Source organism: Phenylobacterium glaciei, from assembly GCF_016772415.1.
GTDB lineage: Bacteria > Pseudomonadota > Alphaproteobacteria > Caulobacterales > Caulobacteraceae > Phenylobacterium > Phenylobacterium glaciei.
Window position 1 is genome coordinate 3,192,288 of record NZ_JAGSGD010000001.1, and the last position, 16,426, is coordinate 3,208,713.

At 69.4% G+C, this 16,426-nt stretch carries 12 protein-coding genes; 6 read left to right on the plus strand and 6 right to left on the minus strand.

The features are described 5' to 3' along the window. The first annotated feature begins 238 nt into the window (after positions 1-238). From pepN to JKL49_RS15745, 3 genes are all read left to right on the plus strand, one after another. Complete coding sequence (gene pepN, locus JKL49_RS15735) at positions 239-2,854, plus strand: aminopeptidase N (RefSeq protein ID WP_215341568.1); 2,616 nt, start codon at positions 239-241, stop codon at positions 2,852-2,854. Between the two features lie 107 nt (positions 2,855-2,961). After that, complete coding sequence (locus JKL49_RS15740; protein ID WP_215341569.1) at positions 2,962-3,483, plus strand: response regulator; 522 nt, start codon at positions 2,962-2,964, stop codon at positions 3,481-3,483. Positions 3,484-3,584: 101 nt separating this feature from the next. Then, positions 3,585-6,116 carry a PAS domain-containing sensor histidine kinase gene (locus JKL49_RS15745; RefSeq protein WP_215341570.1) on the plus strand — a complete coding sequence of 844 codons (2,532 nt, stop codon included), beginning with the start codon at positions 3,585-3,587 and terminating at the stop codon, positions 6,114-6,116. On the opposite strand, the gene JKL49_RS15750 is transcribed toward JKL49_RS15745, so the two are convergent. From JKL49_RS15750 to JKL49_RS15770, 5 genes are all read right to left on the minus strand, one after another. Next, positions 6,113-6,613 carry a periplasmic heavy metal sensor gene (locus JKL49_RS15750; protein WP_215341571.1) on the minus strand — a complete coding sequence of 167 codons (501 nt, stop codon included), beginning with the start codon at positions 6,611-6,613 and terminating at the stop codon, positions 6,113-6,115. The genes JKL49_RS15745 and JKL49_RS15750 overlap by 4 nt on opposite strands. Next, positions 6,613-7,035, minus strand: a complete 423-nt coding sequence (locus JKL49_RS15755) for a hypothetical protein (protein ID WP_215341572.1) — start codon at positions 7,033-7,035, stop codon at positions 6,613-6,615. Before JKL49_RS15755 ends, JKL49_RS15750 begins: the two co-directional genes overlap by 1 nt. 10 nt (positions 7,036-7,045) lie before the next feature. Beyond that, positions 7,046-7,591: an RNA polymerase sigma factor gene (locus JKL49_RS15760; protein ID WP_215341573.1), complete on the minus strand. Its 546-nt coding sequence runs from the start codon at positions 7,589-7,591 to the stop codon at positions 7,046-7,048. Between the two features lie 35 nt (positions 7,592-7,626). Next, positions 7,627-8,043 carry an EF-hand domain-containing protein gene (locus tag JKL49_RS15765; RefSeq protein ID WP_215341574.1) on the minus strand — a complete coding sequence of 139 codons (417 nt, stop codon included), beginning with the start codon at positions 8,041-8,043 and terminating at the stop codon, positions 7,627-7,629. 66 nt (positions 8,044-8,109) lie between these two features. Further along, positions 8,110-11,007, minus strand: coding sequence for a bifunctional [glutamine synthetase] adenylyltransferase/[glutamine synthetase]-adenylyl-L-tyrosine phosphorylase (locus JKL49_RS15770; protein ID WP_215341575.1), 2,898 nt, complete (start codon positions 11,005-11,007; stop codon positions 8,110-8,112). Between the two features lie 200 nt (positions 11,008-11,207). Between JKL49_RS15770 and JKL49_RS21330 the strand changes: the two genes are divergently transcribed. The 3 genes from JKL49_RS21330 to JKL49_RS21335 all read left to right on the plus strand — a co-directional run bounded on the left by JKL49_RS21330 (position 11,208) and on the right by JKL49_RS21335 (position 15,675). Continuing rightward, complete coding sequence (locus tag JKL49_RS21330) at positions 11,208-12,266, plus strand: helix-turn-helix domain-containing protein (RefSeq protein WP_215341576.1); 1,059 nt, start codon at positions 11,208-11,210, stop codon at positions 12,264-12,266. 103 nt (positions 12,267-12,369) lie between these two features. Next, positions 12,370-13,506 carry an acyltransferase family protein gene (locus JKL49_RS15780; protein ID WP_215341577.1) on the plus strand — a complete coding sequence of 379 codons (1,137 nt, stop codon included), beginning with the start codon at positions 12,370-12,372 and terminating at the stop codon, positions 13,504-13,506. 267 nt (positions 13,507-13,773) lie between these two features. After that, positions 13,774-15,675, plus strand: a complete 1,902-nt coding sequence (locus JKL49_RS21335) for a HAMP domain-containing methyl-accepting chemotaxis protein (RefSeq protein WP_347340396.1) — start codon at positions 13,774-13,776, stop codon at positions 15,673-15,675. A 237-nt stretch (positions 15,676-15,912) separates the two neighbouring features. On the opposite strand, the gene JKL49_RS15790 is transcribed toward JKL49_RS21335, so the two are convergent. Beyond that, entirely contained in the window at positions 15,913-16,290 is a 378-nt protein-coding gene (locus JKL49_RS15790) for a VOC family protein (RefSeq protein ID WP_215341578.1), read from the minus strand. Positions 16,291-16,426 lie beyond the last annotated feature (136 nt).

Consider the following 16,426-nt stretch of genomic DNA (forward strand, 5'->3'; position numbering starts at 1 on the left):
TTGAATTCGGTCAGCCAGAGCCGGCGGCCGCCGCTGGCGTTGCGCATCACCAACCCGCACCGGTCCGACCAACATGCGCCGATCAGCCTGCAGCACAGCGCGCAGTCCCCACAGCTCTCGCCTCGTGCGAGGTCGGTCCTGAGTTCCATCGCGGCGAAACCGATGTCCGGGGCGTGACAGTTTCTTTTCGCTCGCGGCAAAGCTCGCCCTTCGCGCGCGGATCGCTTAAATCCTAGGGATGCGCACAGAGACTCCCCAGCCCATCCGGCTCACTGACTATCGCCCCCCGGCGTTCCTGATCGAGACCACCGAACTGGTCTTCGCCCTGGAGCCCAACACCACGCGGGTGAAGGCCCGGCTGACGATCCGGCGCAACGGCGAGCATGCCGAGCCCCTGGTGCTGCACGGCGAGCGGCTGAAGCCGATCTCGGTGGCGGTGGACGGCAAGCTCCTGGCTGACAGTGAGCGCACCATCGACGCGGAATACCTGACGGTGCCGAACCTCCCCGACGCCTTTGTGCTGGAGACCGAGGTCGAGATCGATCCGGAGGCCAACAAGGCCTTGGACGGCCTCTACATGTCCGGCGGCCGGTTCTGCACCCAGTGCGAGGCCGAGGGCTTCCGCAAGATCACCTGGTTCGCCGACCGTCCCGACGTGCTGTCACGCTTCACCGTGCGGGTGGAGGCCGACAAGAAATTCCACCGCCTGCTCTCCAACGGCAACCTGATGGAATCCGGCGTACTGCCCGGCGGACGTCACTATGCCGTCTGGAACGACCCCTTCCCCAAGCCGGCCTATCTGTTCGCCCTGGTGGCCGGCGAGCTGGACGAACTGGCCGACAAGCTGGTCACCATGACCGGCCGCACCGTCGACCTGAAGATCTATGTCGACCCCGGCATGTCCGACCGCGCCGCCTACGCCATGGACTCGCTCAAGCGGGCCATGAAGTGGGACGAGGAGGTGTTTGGCCGCGAATACGACCTGGACCTGTTCATGATCGTCGCCGTGCGCGACTTCAACTTCGGGGCCATGGAGAACAAGGGGTTGAACATCTTCAACTCCTCCCTGCTGCTGGCTGACCCCGCCACCGCCACCGACCTCGACTACGAGCGGATCGAGAGCGTGGTGGCTCACGAGTACTTCCACAACTGGACCGGCGACCGCATCACCTGCCGCGACTGGTTCCAGCTGTGCCTGAAGGAAGGCCTCACGGTCTTCCGCGACCAGAGCTTCTCGGCAGACATGCGCGGGGCCGCCGTCCAGCGGATCAAGGACGTGAAGACCCTGCGCGCCCGCCAGTTCTCCGAGGATCAGGGGCCGCTGTCCCACCCGGTGCGCCCCGGCAGCTATCTGAAGATCGACAACTTCTACACCGCGACCATCTACGAGAAGGGCGCGGAGGTGATCCGGATGCTCAAGACCCTGATCGGGGATGAGAAATTCCGGGAGGGCATGGACCTCTATTTCGACCGCTGGGACGGCCACGCCACCACGGTGGAGGAATTCATCCGCTGCTTCGCCGACGTCACCGGCGAGGACCTGACCGACTTCTTCGCCTGGTACGAACAGGCCGGCACGCCGAACGTCACCCTGAAGCACAGCTACGACGCCGACACCCGCATCCTGAAGCTGGACCTGACCCAGGCTACCGCCCCGACCCCGGGCCAGCCCACCAAGCGCGCCCTGCCGCTGCCGGTCCGCATCGGCCTGCTGGACGGCGAAGGCCGCACCCAGGCCTTCCTGCGCGACGGGACCGCCCTGGACGAGACCGTCGTGGTACTGAACGGCGAGGCCACCAGCGTCACCTTCACCGGCGTGGACGCCGCCCCTGTGGTCTCGGCCCTGCGCGGCTTCTCCGCCCCCGTCACCCTGGAGACCGACGCCCAGGCCAAGGACCGCTACGTTCAGCTGGCCGGCGACCCCGACCTGTTCAACCGCTGGGAGGCCGGCCAGGATCTGGCGCGCGCCCTGATCAGCAGCCGCGCGTCGGGCCGGCCCGACGAGGTGGGCGAGGAGCGCTACGCCGAGGCCCTGGGCCGCGGCCTGGCCGACCAGGCGGCCGATCCGGCCTTCAAGGCCCTGCTGCTGTCGCTGCCTTCCGAGGCCGACCTGGCGCTCGCCATGAAGCCTGCCGACCCCGGCGCCATCCACGAGGCCCGCGAAGCCCTGCGCACCCGTCTGGCCCTGCACCTGGAAGACGACCTGAAGCGCCTGCATATCGGCCTGCAGGAGCTGGGGGAGTTCTCGCCCGACGCCGCCAGCGCCGGCCGCCGCGCGCTGCGCAACGCCACCCTGGACCTGCTGGCCGCCAATCCCCGCGCCGAGGTCATCACCTTGGCCGACGGTCACTACCGTGCGGCCATCAACATGACCGACGCCATGGGCGGGCTGAACGCCTTGATGCTGCTGGGCGGCGAGGCCTTCGACTCAGCCCTGGTGGACTTCTACGAGCGTTGGAAGAGCGAGCCCCTGGTGATCGACAAGTGGTTCGCCCTGCAGGGTCGCGATCCCTCGGACGGCGCGCTCGGCCGGGTCATGGGCCTGACGGCGCACCCCGCCTTCGACCAGACCAACCCGAACCGACTGCGCGCGCTGATCTCCAACTTCGCGGCCAACCAGGCGCAGTTCCATGATCCCAGCGGCTCGGGCTACCGCTTCCTGGCCGACACCATCCTGGCGGTCGACGGGTTCAACCCGATGACCGCCGCGCGCCTGGTGGAACCGCTGGGCGGCTGGCGGCGATATACACCCGAATTGGGGACCTTGATGAAGGCCGAGCTCCAGCGTATCGCGGCGACGGAGGGGCTTTCCAAGAACGTCTACGAACTGGCCACCAAGGCCTTGGCGGACTAGGCGGCCTATCGGCGATTGCGCCGAGCCGAATCTTGTTGAGAATTCAGAGCTGTGGCGATGTTGGCGAAGACCGGCGCCCACAGGCCGGCCCAGGGAAACCGCCATAAATGTCCTCTATCTCGCTCGCCCGCATCAACTTCATGGTCGTGGATGACAACATCCACGCCATTGATCTGGTCAAGACGATGCTGCGCGGCTTTGGCGTGGACTCCGTGGTGGAGGCCAAGACCATCACCGAGGCCAAGGTCAAGCTGAAGCAGTCCACCCTGCCCGGCGCCGCCGTCATCGACATCATCATCCTGGACTACATGATGGGCGAGGAAGAGGGCGTGACCCTGGCCCGCTGGCTACGCAGAGAGGACACCAGCCCCGCGCCCTACATTCCGATCATCATGCTGACCGGACATGCCGACCGGCAGCGGGTCTATGCCGCGCGCGACGCCGGGGTGAACGAGTTCTGCGTGAAGCCGTTCACGCCCTCGGACCTGATGAAGCGGATCATGGCGGTGATCGACCATCCCAGGTCCTATGTCCGCTCCAGCTCGGGCTATTTCGGCCCCGACCGGCGGCGGGTCGATGACCCGAAATACAAGGGTCCGGAGCGCCGCAAGGACCGCAAGCGCAATTAGCCGCGCTTACATCCTCTGTGACCCTATGACTCTCGTGACGCGCGGGGGCCGCTCGCCTAGACTCCGACATTGGGTGACTCGGGTTTTGGGAGCGATGGGCGTTGGCCAGACGCGGGGGTGAGGACGCCGAGGCCAATCGGCCTCAGGGGCGCGACAACGCGCCCGGCGTCCGAGCGCTGCCGACCCAGACCTTCGCGCGCATCGCCATCCTCTCCACCCTGCTGCTGCTGGCGGTCTACACCGCCTTCGCGGTGGCCCGCATCCAGCGCGAACCGCAGATCACCACCGCCGCCAACGCCGCCCTGCCCAGCCGGGCCGAGGCCGTGGCCGCCCATCTCGACGCCGAGGCCGCGGCCCTGCGCGGCGGTTTGCTGGCGGCCCGCGAGGCCCTGCAGAGAGACGGCGACCAGCCGATGGCCGCGGCCGAGAGCGGCCTGCGCGCCGCAGCCGGTGCGGCCGTCGCCGTCGCGGTGATCTCCGACGAGGAGGTCGTGGCGGTCGCCGGCCCCGCGGGCGGCCTCGACTGGCTGGAGCTGGCCAAGACCGCTTCCGGCTCCAAGCGCGAAGTCTGGCAGGGAGTCACCGGCCAGACTGCGCCGGCCCTGGCCGCCGCCACGCCCGCCGCCACCAACAAGGGCCAACGCTGGATCGTCGTGGCCGGAGACCCCACCCATCTCGGCGCCTGGCTTTCCAAATCCAAGCCCGAGGCCATCGCCACGCCGGAGGGCCGTATCCTGGCCGCCAGTCCGGTCAACGGGGTCGGCGCGGCCGACACCGTCAACGCCGCCTTCGCCACCCTGCCCGAGGAACTGAAGCTCGACGGTGGCCTGAGCCGCGCCCAGGGACCGGACGGCGTCTCGCTGGACCTCGCCGCCCGCCCGGCGCTGGGCGGCGGCCTCTACGTCCTGGCCGGCGCCAGTTCCGCGCCGACGGAGATCCAGACCTCCACCGAGCAGCTGGCCTGGTTGCTGGCGCCGCTGGCGGCGGCCTTCCTGCTGGGCCTGCTGCTGCTCAACCAGAGCAACCGGGTGGAGAACGCCCAGAAGGCCTTCGTCGATTCCGAGCAGCGGTTCCGCTTGGCCGTCGAGGCGGCGCGTTGCGGCATCTGGGAGTGGGACCTCTCCAACGACAAGATGTTCATGTCCGACGTCACCGGGGCCATCTTTGGCTGGGGCGGCGGCGGGATCGTCGAGGGTCAGGCGGTGCTGGAGCGGGTCTCCGCCGACCACCGCGACCGTCTGCGCCAGGCCTTGTCCACCGCCGCCATCTATGGCGGTTTCGACGTCTCGTTCCGGGTGCCCTCCCTGCAGGGCGGGCGGCCTACCTGGATCGACGCCCGCGGCCAGGCCTTCGGCGACAAGGGCCGGGACGGCTACACCCGGATCATCGGCGTGGCCCTGGACGTCACCGAGGAGCGCATGGCCCAGGCCCGCGCCCAGGCCGCCGAGAACCGGCTGCGCGACGCCATTGAGAGCGTGTCGGAGGCCTTCGTCCTCTGGGACCGCAACGGCCGCCTGCTGATGTGCAACAAGAACTATCGCGCGTTCTTCTCGCTGGAGCCCCGGCTGCTGAAGCCCGGCGCCTCGCGCGAGCAGGTCAACCGCTTCGCCCAGCTGGCCATCAAGCAGGAGATGGAGAGCTCCGACGGCCGCAAGGGCGTGCGCGAGGCCGAGCTCAACGACGGCCGCTGGATCCAGATCTCCGAACGCCGCACCGCCGAGGGCGGCCTGGTGATGAGCGCCGCCGACATCACCGCCATCAAGACCCAGGAAGAGGCCCGGCGCCTGAACGAAGAGGCGCTTCAGAAGGCTGTCGTCGGCCTGGAGCGCAGCCAGGAGCAGCTCTCCGAACTGGCCCGCAAGTACGAGATGGAAAAGGTGCGGGCCGAGGGCGCCAACAAGGCCAAGTCCGAGTTCCTGGCCAATATGAGCCACGAGCTGCGCACCCCGCTGAACGCCATCAATGGCTTCTCCGAGATCATGGTGCAGGAGATGTTCGGGCCCGTTGGCGATCCCCGTTACAAGGGCTACTCGCAGGACATCCTGTCGTCAGGCCAGCACCTGCTGGCGCTGATCAACGACATCCTCGACATGTCGAAGATCGAGGCGGGCAAGATGAGCCTGAGGTTCGAGCCCATCGCCTTGGAAGAGGTGGCCGAGGACGCCGTGCGCCTGGTGCGAAATCGCGCCGAGGCCACCGGTCTGGCGCTCGCCATCGACTTCCCGCCACACCTGCCGGAGATCGAGGCGGACTATCGCGCGGTGAAGCAGATCCTGCTGAACCTGCTCTCCAACGCCATCAAGTTCACGCCGCGCGGCGGCCGGGTCACGATCCGCGCCGAGGGACGCCACGACCCCTTGGGCGAGCGCATCCGTATCAGTGTGCAGGACACCGGCATCGGCATCGCGCAGGACGACCTGGCCCGGCTGGCCCGGCCCTTCGAGCAGGTGGAAAACCAGCACTCCAAGACCACCCAAGGGACGGGCCTGGGCCTGGCGCTGACCAAGTCGCTGGTGGAGATGCATGGCGGGGCGCTGGACATGCAGAGCGCGCCTGGCGAGGGCACCATGGTCAGCTTCTCCCTGCCGATCCGCCAGACCGGCGCCGCCCTGGCGGCGATCGCGGCGGCTTAGGGCTGACGCGGCTCGCGCGAGCCGCGATCGCCGCGACGCCCACCACCACCCGGTCCGCTGCGGGCCAGGCCCTTGGCCAGTTCGGCCCGCTCCGCCGCCGGCAGTGTCGCGGCGAACGCCACGATCCGATCCTCCACGCCGCCTCGGGCGGTCATTTCCAGAGTCCGCGCCTCGGCCAGACGCTTGGAGACGGCCGGACCATCCAGGGGTTCGCCGCCGAGATCGCTCCAGGCGTCCCGCCGGGCCTGGCGAGCAAGACGCATCTGGCCTCCGACCCCACCGGCCTCGCCGCGCAGCAGCTGACGATAGGCGCGGCGGTGCTCCGCGGGCAGGTTGTCGGCGGCGGTCCACAGCGGCTGGCGCGGGCGGTTGGCGGCCGGTGCGGCCTCGCGGAACCTGTGCGCCACCACGACACCGCCCACCACCGTGCCGATGACGAAGAGGTTGAGGGCGACCGACGCGATCAGGGCCAGGGTCAGGGTTCGTTGGCTCGGCATCAGGCGCCTTCGCTCGTCTCGGAGAGATCGTCATAGCCGGTCATCACCGCGCTCACCGCCTCGGAGCCGTCGGTCGCAGACGTGAGGTTTCCCGACAGGGCGACGCCGAAGGCCAGGCCCGCGGCGCAGGCCCCGGCCAGGCCCGCGCCGACACCCGCCCCCAGCAGCCAGGCCCGCAGGCCTCGGTGCGGGCGCGCGACGGGCCCGGCGGCGATCACCGCCTGGCGCAAGTCGTGGCCCACGCTCATCGGCGCCCAGGCGTCCAGGGCCATGTCGAGGCGGGCGGCGGCGTCCAAGGCCTCGCGGGCGAAGTCCGGTTCGGCGGCCATCAGAACGGCGGCGGCCTCGCGTTCGTCGGCGGGCCAGCGGGCGACCGCGCCGCCATGCGCGTCGGCCAGTTCCAGGAAACGGTCTCGGGTCACGGCTGCCTCCTCATGGCGCCCTCATATCCGAAAGGGCGGCCCGCAGCGCCCGACGGCCCCTCGACAGCAGGCTCTCCAGGGCGTCGACGCTGATCCCCATGATCGCGGCGGCCTCGATATTGGTCATCTCCTGATAGTGGCAGAGCGCCACCGCCTCCCGCTGCCGGTCCGGCAGGGCCGCCATGGCGGCGGCCACACGGCGGCCCACATCGGCGGCCTCCAGGCCACGATCGGGCGCCGGTCCCTCGTCGGGCCATTCGGGCGGCGTCTCGGTGGGGATTTCGCGGCGGCGGCGCAGCCGGTCGTAGCAGAGGTTGAGGGTCACCCGGTGCAGCCAAGTGTCGAAGCGCGCCGCGCCCGGGGTCCAGACCGGCGCCTGGCGCCAGGCGCGGATCATCGCCTCCTGGGCCACGTCCTGCGCCTCCGACACCTCGCCCAGCATGCGACCGGCCAGGGCCAGCAGGCGCGGCAGCTTGCGGGCCGCGAGCGCCCGCACCGCCGCGGGATCTCCCCGCGCCACGCGCGTCAGCAGCTCCTCGTCCGGATCGGCGTCCAAACCTGACCTCGCCCCGGGCGGCGGTGGTGGGCGGGCTAGCCGCCACGGCCCCGGTTCTGGCGCATGGTGGCCAGTTCGTCCTTGCTAAGCCAGCCATCATGGTTGGCGTCGCCGGCGTCGAAGCGGCGCTTTGACCCGGCGTCCAGCTCCGCCCGCGACAGGGCGGCATCCTTGTTGGTGTCGCCCTTGGTCCACATCTCAGCGATGCGGGCGGTGGCCTTGGCCCCGCCGAAGCGGGCCATCATGTCCTCCATGGGCTTGCTCTCGACCTTTGTGATCCTGCCGTCCTTGTCAGCGTCCAGGCGGTCCAGCATCGAGTCGGCCTGGACCTTCTTGTACTCGGCCCAGGTCACCTTGCCGTCACGGTCGAGGTCCGGGTTGGGAGGGCCCATCTGGGCCTGGGCGGAACCGGCCATGGTCAGGAAGGCGGCAGAGATCAGGAAGTGTTTCATAGGGTCCTTTCAGGCGGGGTCGCGGACCGTCAGGCGTTCAACGGGCCGACGAGCCATATCCGTCGCTCAAGTTTGCACAATGATGTCATAGGCGCGACGCGCAGCGACGCGGGCGCGGGCCAGTTTAGCGCGCAGGGCCTTGAAGTCCTTCACGCCGCCAGCGCGGGCCAGCAGCGCCTTGAAGGCCTTGGGTTCCTCGCCCGGATCTTCACCGTCGGGCAGGGCCACCTTCAGCAGCTGTGTGAGGTTCTGCTGCAGCCGCCAGGCTTCCTGCAGGTCGGCGAGCGGCCCCTTGTCGGCCAGGCCCGCCGCGAGGACCGCGCCCAGAGCCTCGGCGGTGTTGGGCGCCAGCGGGCCGCCGCCGGGGGCGTGGACCAGTTGCAGGAACTGGGCGGCGAACTCGATGTCCACCAGGCCGCCGGGGGAAAGCTTCAGGTCCCAGTCGCCCTTGGGCGGCCGTTCCCGCTCCAGCAGTTGGCGCATCTCGCGGACGTCGGCGGCGGTCTTCGCAGCCTCGCGGGGTCGGCGCAGGGCGGCGTCGATCGCCTGGCCGGTGGCCTGGGCGAAGTCGGGCGAGCTGGCCCAGACGACGCGGGCGCGGGTCAGGGCCAGCAGCTCCCAGGTCTCGGCCTCGCGGTCGTAATAGTCCTGGAAGGCCACGAAGCTGACCGCCACCGGACCCTTGGTGCCCGACGGGCGCAGCTGCATGTCCACCTCGTAGAGCTCGCCTTCTCCGGTGGGGGTGGACAGCGCCGCAATCAGGCGCTGGGTGAAGCGGCCGTAGAAGACGTCGGCGCTCCACGCCTTCACCGACGAGGCCGCGGCCGGTTCGTCGGCGCGGTAGACGGTCATCAGGTCGAGGTCCGAGCCGGCGCTCATCTCCCGCGATCCGCACTTGCCCAGGGCCACCACGGCCACCTGGCCAGGGAAGGTTCCGCCCAGGCGTTCGGCCTCGGTCAGCGAGACCGGGGCCAGGGTGTCGATGCACAGGTCGGCCAGGTCGGCGAAGGCGCGGCCGGCGATCTCGGCGCTGGCCGAGCCGCTCATCACCTGCACCCCAATGCGGAAGGCCTGCTCGCGGTGCACCCGGCGCACCGCGTCCATGGCCCCCTCGAAGCCGTCGGCGCGGGCCACGGCGGCGGCCATGACCCGGCGGTCCTCGTCGATCGCGATGTCGGAGAAGAAGTCGCCGTCCAGCATGGCGTCCAGAGCCGCGGGCCGCCGGGCCAGGGTGTTGGCCAGGCGCGGGGCGTAGGCCATGACCTGGACGATCAGCTCGAACAGCTGCGGCTGGGCCAGGAACAGGGACTGCAGCTGCACGCCGGACGACAGCTTTCCGAAGAAGTCGCTGAAGCGGTGGAAGGCCACGTCCGGCGCGCCGGTGGCGTTGGCCGCCTCCAGCAGCCGAGGCGCCAGGCGCGTGAACAGCTCCCGGCCCCGCTCGGTGCGGGTCGCCGAGATGTGGCCGTGGTGCCAGCCGCGGATGGTCTGGGACACCTTGGCCGGCTGCGAGAACCCCATGCGGGCCAGGGTTGCGAGGGTTTCGGGATCGTCGTCGACCCCGGTGAAGATCAGGCTGCCGAAGCGGGAAGACAGCTGCTCCTCGTCGGGGAAGAGCTCGCCGTAGCGGCGGTTGACGGTCTTCAGGGTCTTCTCGATCGCGGTGTCGAAGGCCTTGAGCCGGGGATAGCCGGCCAGGGCCGCGACCCGGTTTCGCTCGGCGTCGGACTCCGGGAGCTTGTGGGTCTGCTCGTCGGCCAGCATCTGGATGCGGTGCTCGATGGACCGCAGGACGCCATAGCCCTCGGTCATCTCCTCGGCCGCCTTGGGCGCCACGTGGCCGGCGGCGTGGAGGGCGGCGAGCGCGTCGAGGGTGCGCGGCGAGCGCAGGTCGGGGTGGCGGCCGCCCAGGATCAGCTGCTGGGTCTGGACGTAGAACTCGATCTCGCGGATGCCGCCACGTCCCAGCTTGAGGTCCATCCCCTTGGCCTGGAGGCGGTCGTCGACCTTGTGGACGTGGATCTGGCGCTTGATGGAGTGGATGTCGGCGATGGCGGCGAAGTCGAGGTTCTTGCGCCAGATGAAGGGGGTTAGTTCGGCCAGGAAGGCCTGGCCGCGGGGGACGTCGCCGGCGCAGGCGCGGGCCTTGATGAAGGCCGCCCGCTCCCAGTTCTGGCCGACGCTCTCGTAGTAGTCCATGGCCGCGGCGACCGGCACGGCCAGCGGCGTCGAGGAGGGGTCTGGGCGCAGGCGCAGGTCGGTGCGGAAGACGTAGCCGTCGCCGGTCTTGTCGGCCATCAGCTCGGTCAGCCTGTGGGTCAGGCGGACCGCAAAGCCTTGGGATTCAACGCCTTGCGCCAGCGGCAGGGCCTCGGGCTCGTAGAAGACCGAGATGTCTATGTCGCTGGAATAGTTGAGTTCGTAGGCACCCTGCTTGCCCATGGCGATGCAGAAATAGCCGGGGACGGGACCGGCCGGCCCCTCCCCCACGGCGGTCTGGCGGCCAGCCTCGACCTCGCCGCGGGCGGCGACGGTGAGGGCGGTGGTGAGGGCCGCGTCGGCGAAGCGGGTGAGCGCGCCGGTCACCGCGTCGAGGTCCCAGACCCCGCCCAGGTCGGCCAGGGCGATCAGCAGGTGGGCCTCGGCCTTGAGCTTGCGCAGGCCCACCTTGGCGGCCTCGTAGCCCACATCCGCAAGGGCGGCGGTGCGGGCCAGGAGGCCCTCGAAGCGGGGGTTGGGATCGGCCTCCAGCAGGGCGCGCAGGCGCGGCAGGTCGCGGCGGGCCAGGCTGGTGAGGTAGGGCGACGCGCCGAACACCGGGGCCAGAGCGGGCCAGGCCTGGCTCAGCAGATCAGACCAGCCGCCCTCCTGCGCGGCGGCGGCCACGACGGTGTGGAAGCGCTCGGCGGCCTTCACGTCGGCGACGGGGCCGCAAGGGGTCAGAACCTCGATCAGACGAGTCATCGGCACATTGTCGGTGGCCACGGATGGAAGACAAGGCCGTTTACGGGCCGGTGCGAGACCACGGAGTCTTGGCGGCCAAGGGATTGCGGCGGGCGTGGCGAACCCACGATGGCCGACAAGTGGCCGTCAGGGTCCCGCCAGGTGTTGATCTTCCCGCGTCGGGTGAGGTCAACTGCCCCACGCCCTGGGGAGGGACACGCGTGAACGGCCCGCTGATGTTCCTGGCGATCGAGGTGGCGACGGTGGTCTGCGCGCTGCTGCTGGCGGGCCGCGTGGTGGCGAGCCGGCCGCGGCTGAGGACCGCGCAGCTCACGGCCCTGATCGCGGTGAACACCGCCTGCGCCGTGGTGCTGGCTCACCAGGAGTACGGGGCCTGGGCGCCCGCGGCGTTCGGCATCGAGGTCGGAGGTTGGGCGGGGGTGCTGAACCTGGCGCGCAACACCACGGCCGGCCTGATCATGCTGCTGTGCTTTTCCCTGTTCACCGACCGGCGGCGGTTTCCGCGCTGGCTGCTGGCGATGTTCGCGCTGCAGGTGGGCCTGGAGGTGGCGACCTGGACGGTGTGGCCAAGGCTCGCCCCGCTGCCAGCCCTGATGCAGACCCTGTTCGCCGCGATCGCGGTCTACTGGACGGTGGCCGACTGGCGCGCGGACCTGGTGGAAAGTCGCCGCCGGGCGCGGGCTGTGACCCTGGTGGTGATCGGCCTGGTGACCCTGGTCTCCGGGCTGCTGACCCGGGTGGTGATCGCGCCGGAGAGCCCGGCCAACTACGCCGTCCACATCGGGTTGACGGGCGCCTATCTGGCGATCCTGGCCAGCGTCCTCTTCCAGCTCACCAGCGGCGATGTCGGCGCGCGGCTGGATTTCGACGCCACGCCCGCGCGGCGGAAGCCGCCCGGCGTCGCGCCGCCGGACCCGGCGCTCGCGCGGCTCGTCGCCCTGCTGGAGACCGAGCGGGTCTGGGAAGAGGAGGGCCTGTCGCTGAGAGGGCTGGCGGCCAAGGTCGGCCTGCCGGAATACCGGCTACGCCGGCTGATCCACGAGGAACTGGGCCACCGGAACTTCAACGCCCTGCTGCATGAGCACCGCATCGCCGAGGCCTGCCGCCAGCTCAGCGATCCAGCCCTGGCGCGCACGCCCATCCTGACCATCGCGCTGTCGGTGGGCTATGCTTCGGTCAATACCTTCAACCGGGGCTTCCGGGAGATCCTGGGGGTCGCCCCCTCGGAATGGCGCGCCGCCGCGCTGGCCGCGAAATAACAGCACCAAATTCTGCAATCGGCTGGGGTTTGCAGAAATCGGCGCGCGGAGCGCCCGCCCACCCTGTCAGACGGCGACCTGTCGTCTCGAACAGGAGGTTCCGATGGAGACCCGGAAATACTATCTCGACTGGCTGCGCGTCATCGCGTTTTGCCTGCTGATCTGCTTCCACGCCGGCCTGCTGTACGGGCCCTGGAGCTATAACCTGAAGAGCCCGCGCCTCGTGCCGGGGATCGAGCAGGTGCTGCTGGTGTTCAGCGTCTGGCGCATGCCGCTGCTGTTCCTGATCTCCGGCGTGGCCTCGACCTTCCTGATCGGCAAGCTGGGGACCGGCGGCTTCGCCCTGGACCGCATCCGGCGGCTGCAGCCGGTGATCCTGTTCGGGATGCTGGTGGTGATCCCGCCGCAGGTGTGGATCGAGCTCTATTCCAAGGGGATCACGAGCGACAGCTACCTGCACTTCTGGTGGACGTCCTACCTGCCCGCCGACCAGACCCTGGCGCACCTCTCGGGCAAGACTTTCCCGACCTGGGATCACCTGTGGTTCCTGGTCTATCTGCAGGTCTATGTCCTGCTGTTCGCGGGCGTTGTCGCCCTGGGGCGCTTGATGCGGCTGGTTCCGGCCAAGGCGCCGGCCTTGCCGCTGGCCCTGCTGCTGATCGGGCCGGCCCTGTGGCTGGCGGCGACCAATGTCTGGATCGACGCAGGCCATCCCCTGACCCACGCTCTGGTGGACGACTGGGGCGGGCACATCAAGTGGATCGGCCTGTTCGCGACGGGGGTGGCCTGCGCGCACCAGCCGGCCTTCTGGGCGGCCCTGCGCGATCACCGCTGGCGGTTCGCCGCCGCCGCGGCCCTGCTGCTGGGCGCCCAGTTCGCGTCGAGTGGCCTGGTGTGGAGCGCGGTCTCCGGCCTCTACGGCTGGGCGGCGATCTGCACGGTCTGCGGCTTCGCCTACCGGTATCTGAACCAGCGCTCGGCCCTCCTGAGCCACCTGAACGAGGCGGTGCTGCCGGTCTATGTGCTGCATCAGCCGATCCTGCTGCTGGCGGCCTATTGGGTGTTCCCGCTGAGGCTGGCCCTGCCGGTGGAGGGGCTGACACTGGTGGCGATCACGGGGCTGGGGTCGCTGGCGATCTACGAGGTGGCGATCGCCCCGTTCGGGGTGATGCGGTTCCTGTTCGGGCTGAAGGGGAAGCCGCGTGGGGCGCGGCGGGAGGTGGCGGCGGGCGCCGCTTGATCGTCATGGCCGGGCGTGTCCCGGCCCCCCATGATCTCCGAGGTGCGGCAAGCATCCCGGCCAGCGCCCCGTGATGTGTGGGCAGGCGGAGATCATGGGTCCCCGGGACAAGCCCGGGGATGACGATTGTGAAGTGGAAAGCGCCGGGCTCAAATCGTCGCAGCCAAGTCTCTTTGAGGAAATCAGAGTTCGAAGAGACGTGGTGGTTAACCTATCAAAACTACGAAGCTCCACAGTCAACCTTGGTATCGCGTGGAGTTTCTCGTCGTGTTCAGCAATTTCAAGATCGGGACGCGCCTCACAGCAGGTTATATGATCCTGTTGTTCTTAATGATCGCCATGGCGGCTGTGAGCATTAATCGCGTTAACACGATCAATGGGCAGCTCAAGACGATCAACGATGTCAACAGCGTGAAGCAACGCTACACCATCAACTTCCGCGGCAGCGTCCATGACCGGGCGATCCGCCTGCGCGACGTGGTCCTGGTCTCCGATCCCGCCGAACTGGCGACCGTCCTGGCCGACATAGACCGGCTGGGCGCCAACTACGCGGCGTCGGCCAAACCCCTGGATGCGATCCTGGCGTCGGGTCGGCAAGTCACGCCCGACGAAATTGAGATCGTCGCCGCCATCAAGGCGACCGAGGCAAAGACCCTGCCCCTGATCACCGAAGTCGTCCGGCTGCGCCAGTCCGGCGACCTGGCCGCCGCCCACGCCTTGCTGATGAGCGAGGCCCGGCCGGCCTTCATCCAGTGGCTGAAAGAGATCAACCAGTTCATCGACCTGCAAGAGGCCAAGAACAAGATCGTGGCCCGCGACGCCCGCGCCATCGCCGAGGGTTTCCAGGTCCTCACCATCCTGCTCTGCGCCGGCGCCGTGGGGATCGGCGGCTTCATCGCCGTCTGGGCGCTGGTGACCATCCGGCCGCTGCGGACCCTGACGAAAGTGATGGGCGACCTGGCCCATGACGACTTCACCGTCGAGGTCGGCTTCGCCGAGCGCGGCGACGAGATCGGCGCCATGGCCCGGGCGGTCCAGGTGTTCAAGGACAAGGGCCTGCAGGCCCAGTCCCTGGAAGCCGAGGCGGGCCGCTTGCGCACCGCGGCCGACACCGAGCGGGGCCGCACCGAGACCGAGCGGCGCGAGGTGGAGGCTGAGCAGGACGCCGTGGTGACAGCCCTGGCCGCCAGCCTCGGGCGGCTCGCCCAGGGCGACCTGACGACGCGAATCGAGGTCGAGTTCCGAGGTCGGTACCTGCAGATCAAGACGGACTTCAACGCCGCCGTGGACAGCCTGCGCGAGGCGATCGGCGCGATCTCCAATTCGGTCCGTGGACTGAACGGCGGATCTGATGAGATCTCGGCGGCCGCCGACGATCTCTCCCGCCGCACTGAGCAGCAGGCCGCCAGTCTTCAGGAGACCGCCGCGGCCCTGGACGAGGTCACAGTCACCATCCAGCGCAGCGCGCAGGGCGCTAAACAGGCGGCGTCGGCGGCCAGCGAGGCCAAGGGTCAGGCCGAACGCTCCGGCCTGGTCATGGGCGACGCTGTCCTGGCCATGGGCGAGATCGCCGAGAGCTCCGGGAAGATCAGCAACATCGTGGGGGTCATCGACGAGATCGCCTTCCAGACCAATCTCCTGGCCCTCAACGCCGGGGTCGAGGCCGCCCGGGCCGGCGAGGCGGGCCGCGGCTTCGCCGTCGTCGCCTCCGAGGTCCGCGCCCTGGCCCAGCGTTCGGCCAGCGCCGCCAAGGAGATCAAGGAGCTGATCGCCGCCAGCCGGCAGCAGGTGGAGCGCGGCGTCAAGGTGGTGGGCGACACGGGCGAGGCGCTGAGCGACATCGTCACCCAGTTCGCTCAGATCGATCTGCTCATCTCCGAGATCTCGAAATCCTCCCAGGAGCAGGCCGTCGGGCTCAACCAGGTCAATGCGGCCGTCAACCAGATGGACCAGGTGACCCAGCAGAACGCCGCGATGGTGGAGCAGACCACCGCCGCGGCCACCAGCCTGAAGGGCGAGGCCGCTGACCTCGGTCAACTCGTTGGCCGCTTCCAGATCGGCGAAACCGCCCCAGCCACCGGGCGTCCGGAGCTCGCCTCGGCCGAGCGCCATCGCCCGACGCGCAACCCCGTGGCCGCGCTGCGCACAAGGCTGCAACGGTTGTCCTGAGCCAGCGCCTGGGGGGAGGGCCTCACCGTAATCCCCCGCGAGGGGAGGTGGTGGCCGCCCTCCCCTCCGGATCGTCATGGCCGGGCTTGTCCCGGCCACCCATGATCTCCGGGGTTCAGCAAGCATCCCGGCCAGCGCCGAGCGATCTACGGACAGGCGGAGATCATGGGTCCCCGGGACAAGCCCGGGGATGACGGGGCGGGAGGTCCTTAAGGCGCAGCCCGCGTCGGGGCGGCTCTACTTCCTGACGAAGGCGCAGAGCTTGTTGCCGTCGGGGTCGCGGACGTAGGCGGCGTAGAACACCGGGTTCATGCCTTCGCGAACGCCGGGGGGGCCTTCGTCGGAACCGCCCATCTCGAGGGCGGCGGCGTGGAAGGCGTCGATGGCGGCGCGGTCTTCGGCCAGGAACGACAGCATGACGCCATTGCCGGCGGTGGCAGGCTGGCGGTCAAAGGGGCGGGTGAGGAAGAAGCGTCCCCGGTCCCCGGCGCGGACATAGCCGGTCCAGGTCTGGCTGGTGGTGTCGCGCACCGCGCCGAGCGGCGCGAACACGGCGTCGTAGAAGGCGATCGACCGGTCCATGTCGTTCACGCCGAGCGTCGTATAGGCGATCATTTCCAGCCCTCCCCTTGGTTATCCAAACCCGCTCATCCCGGCGAAGGCCGGGACCCAGGTGACACCCGCTTCGATTTCATAGCAAACCTAGGCTCGGTTGGAGATCACCCCGAACCGCCTGGGATGAATCTGGGTC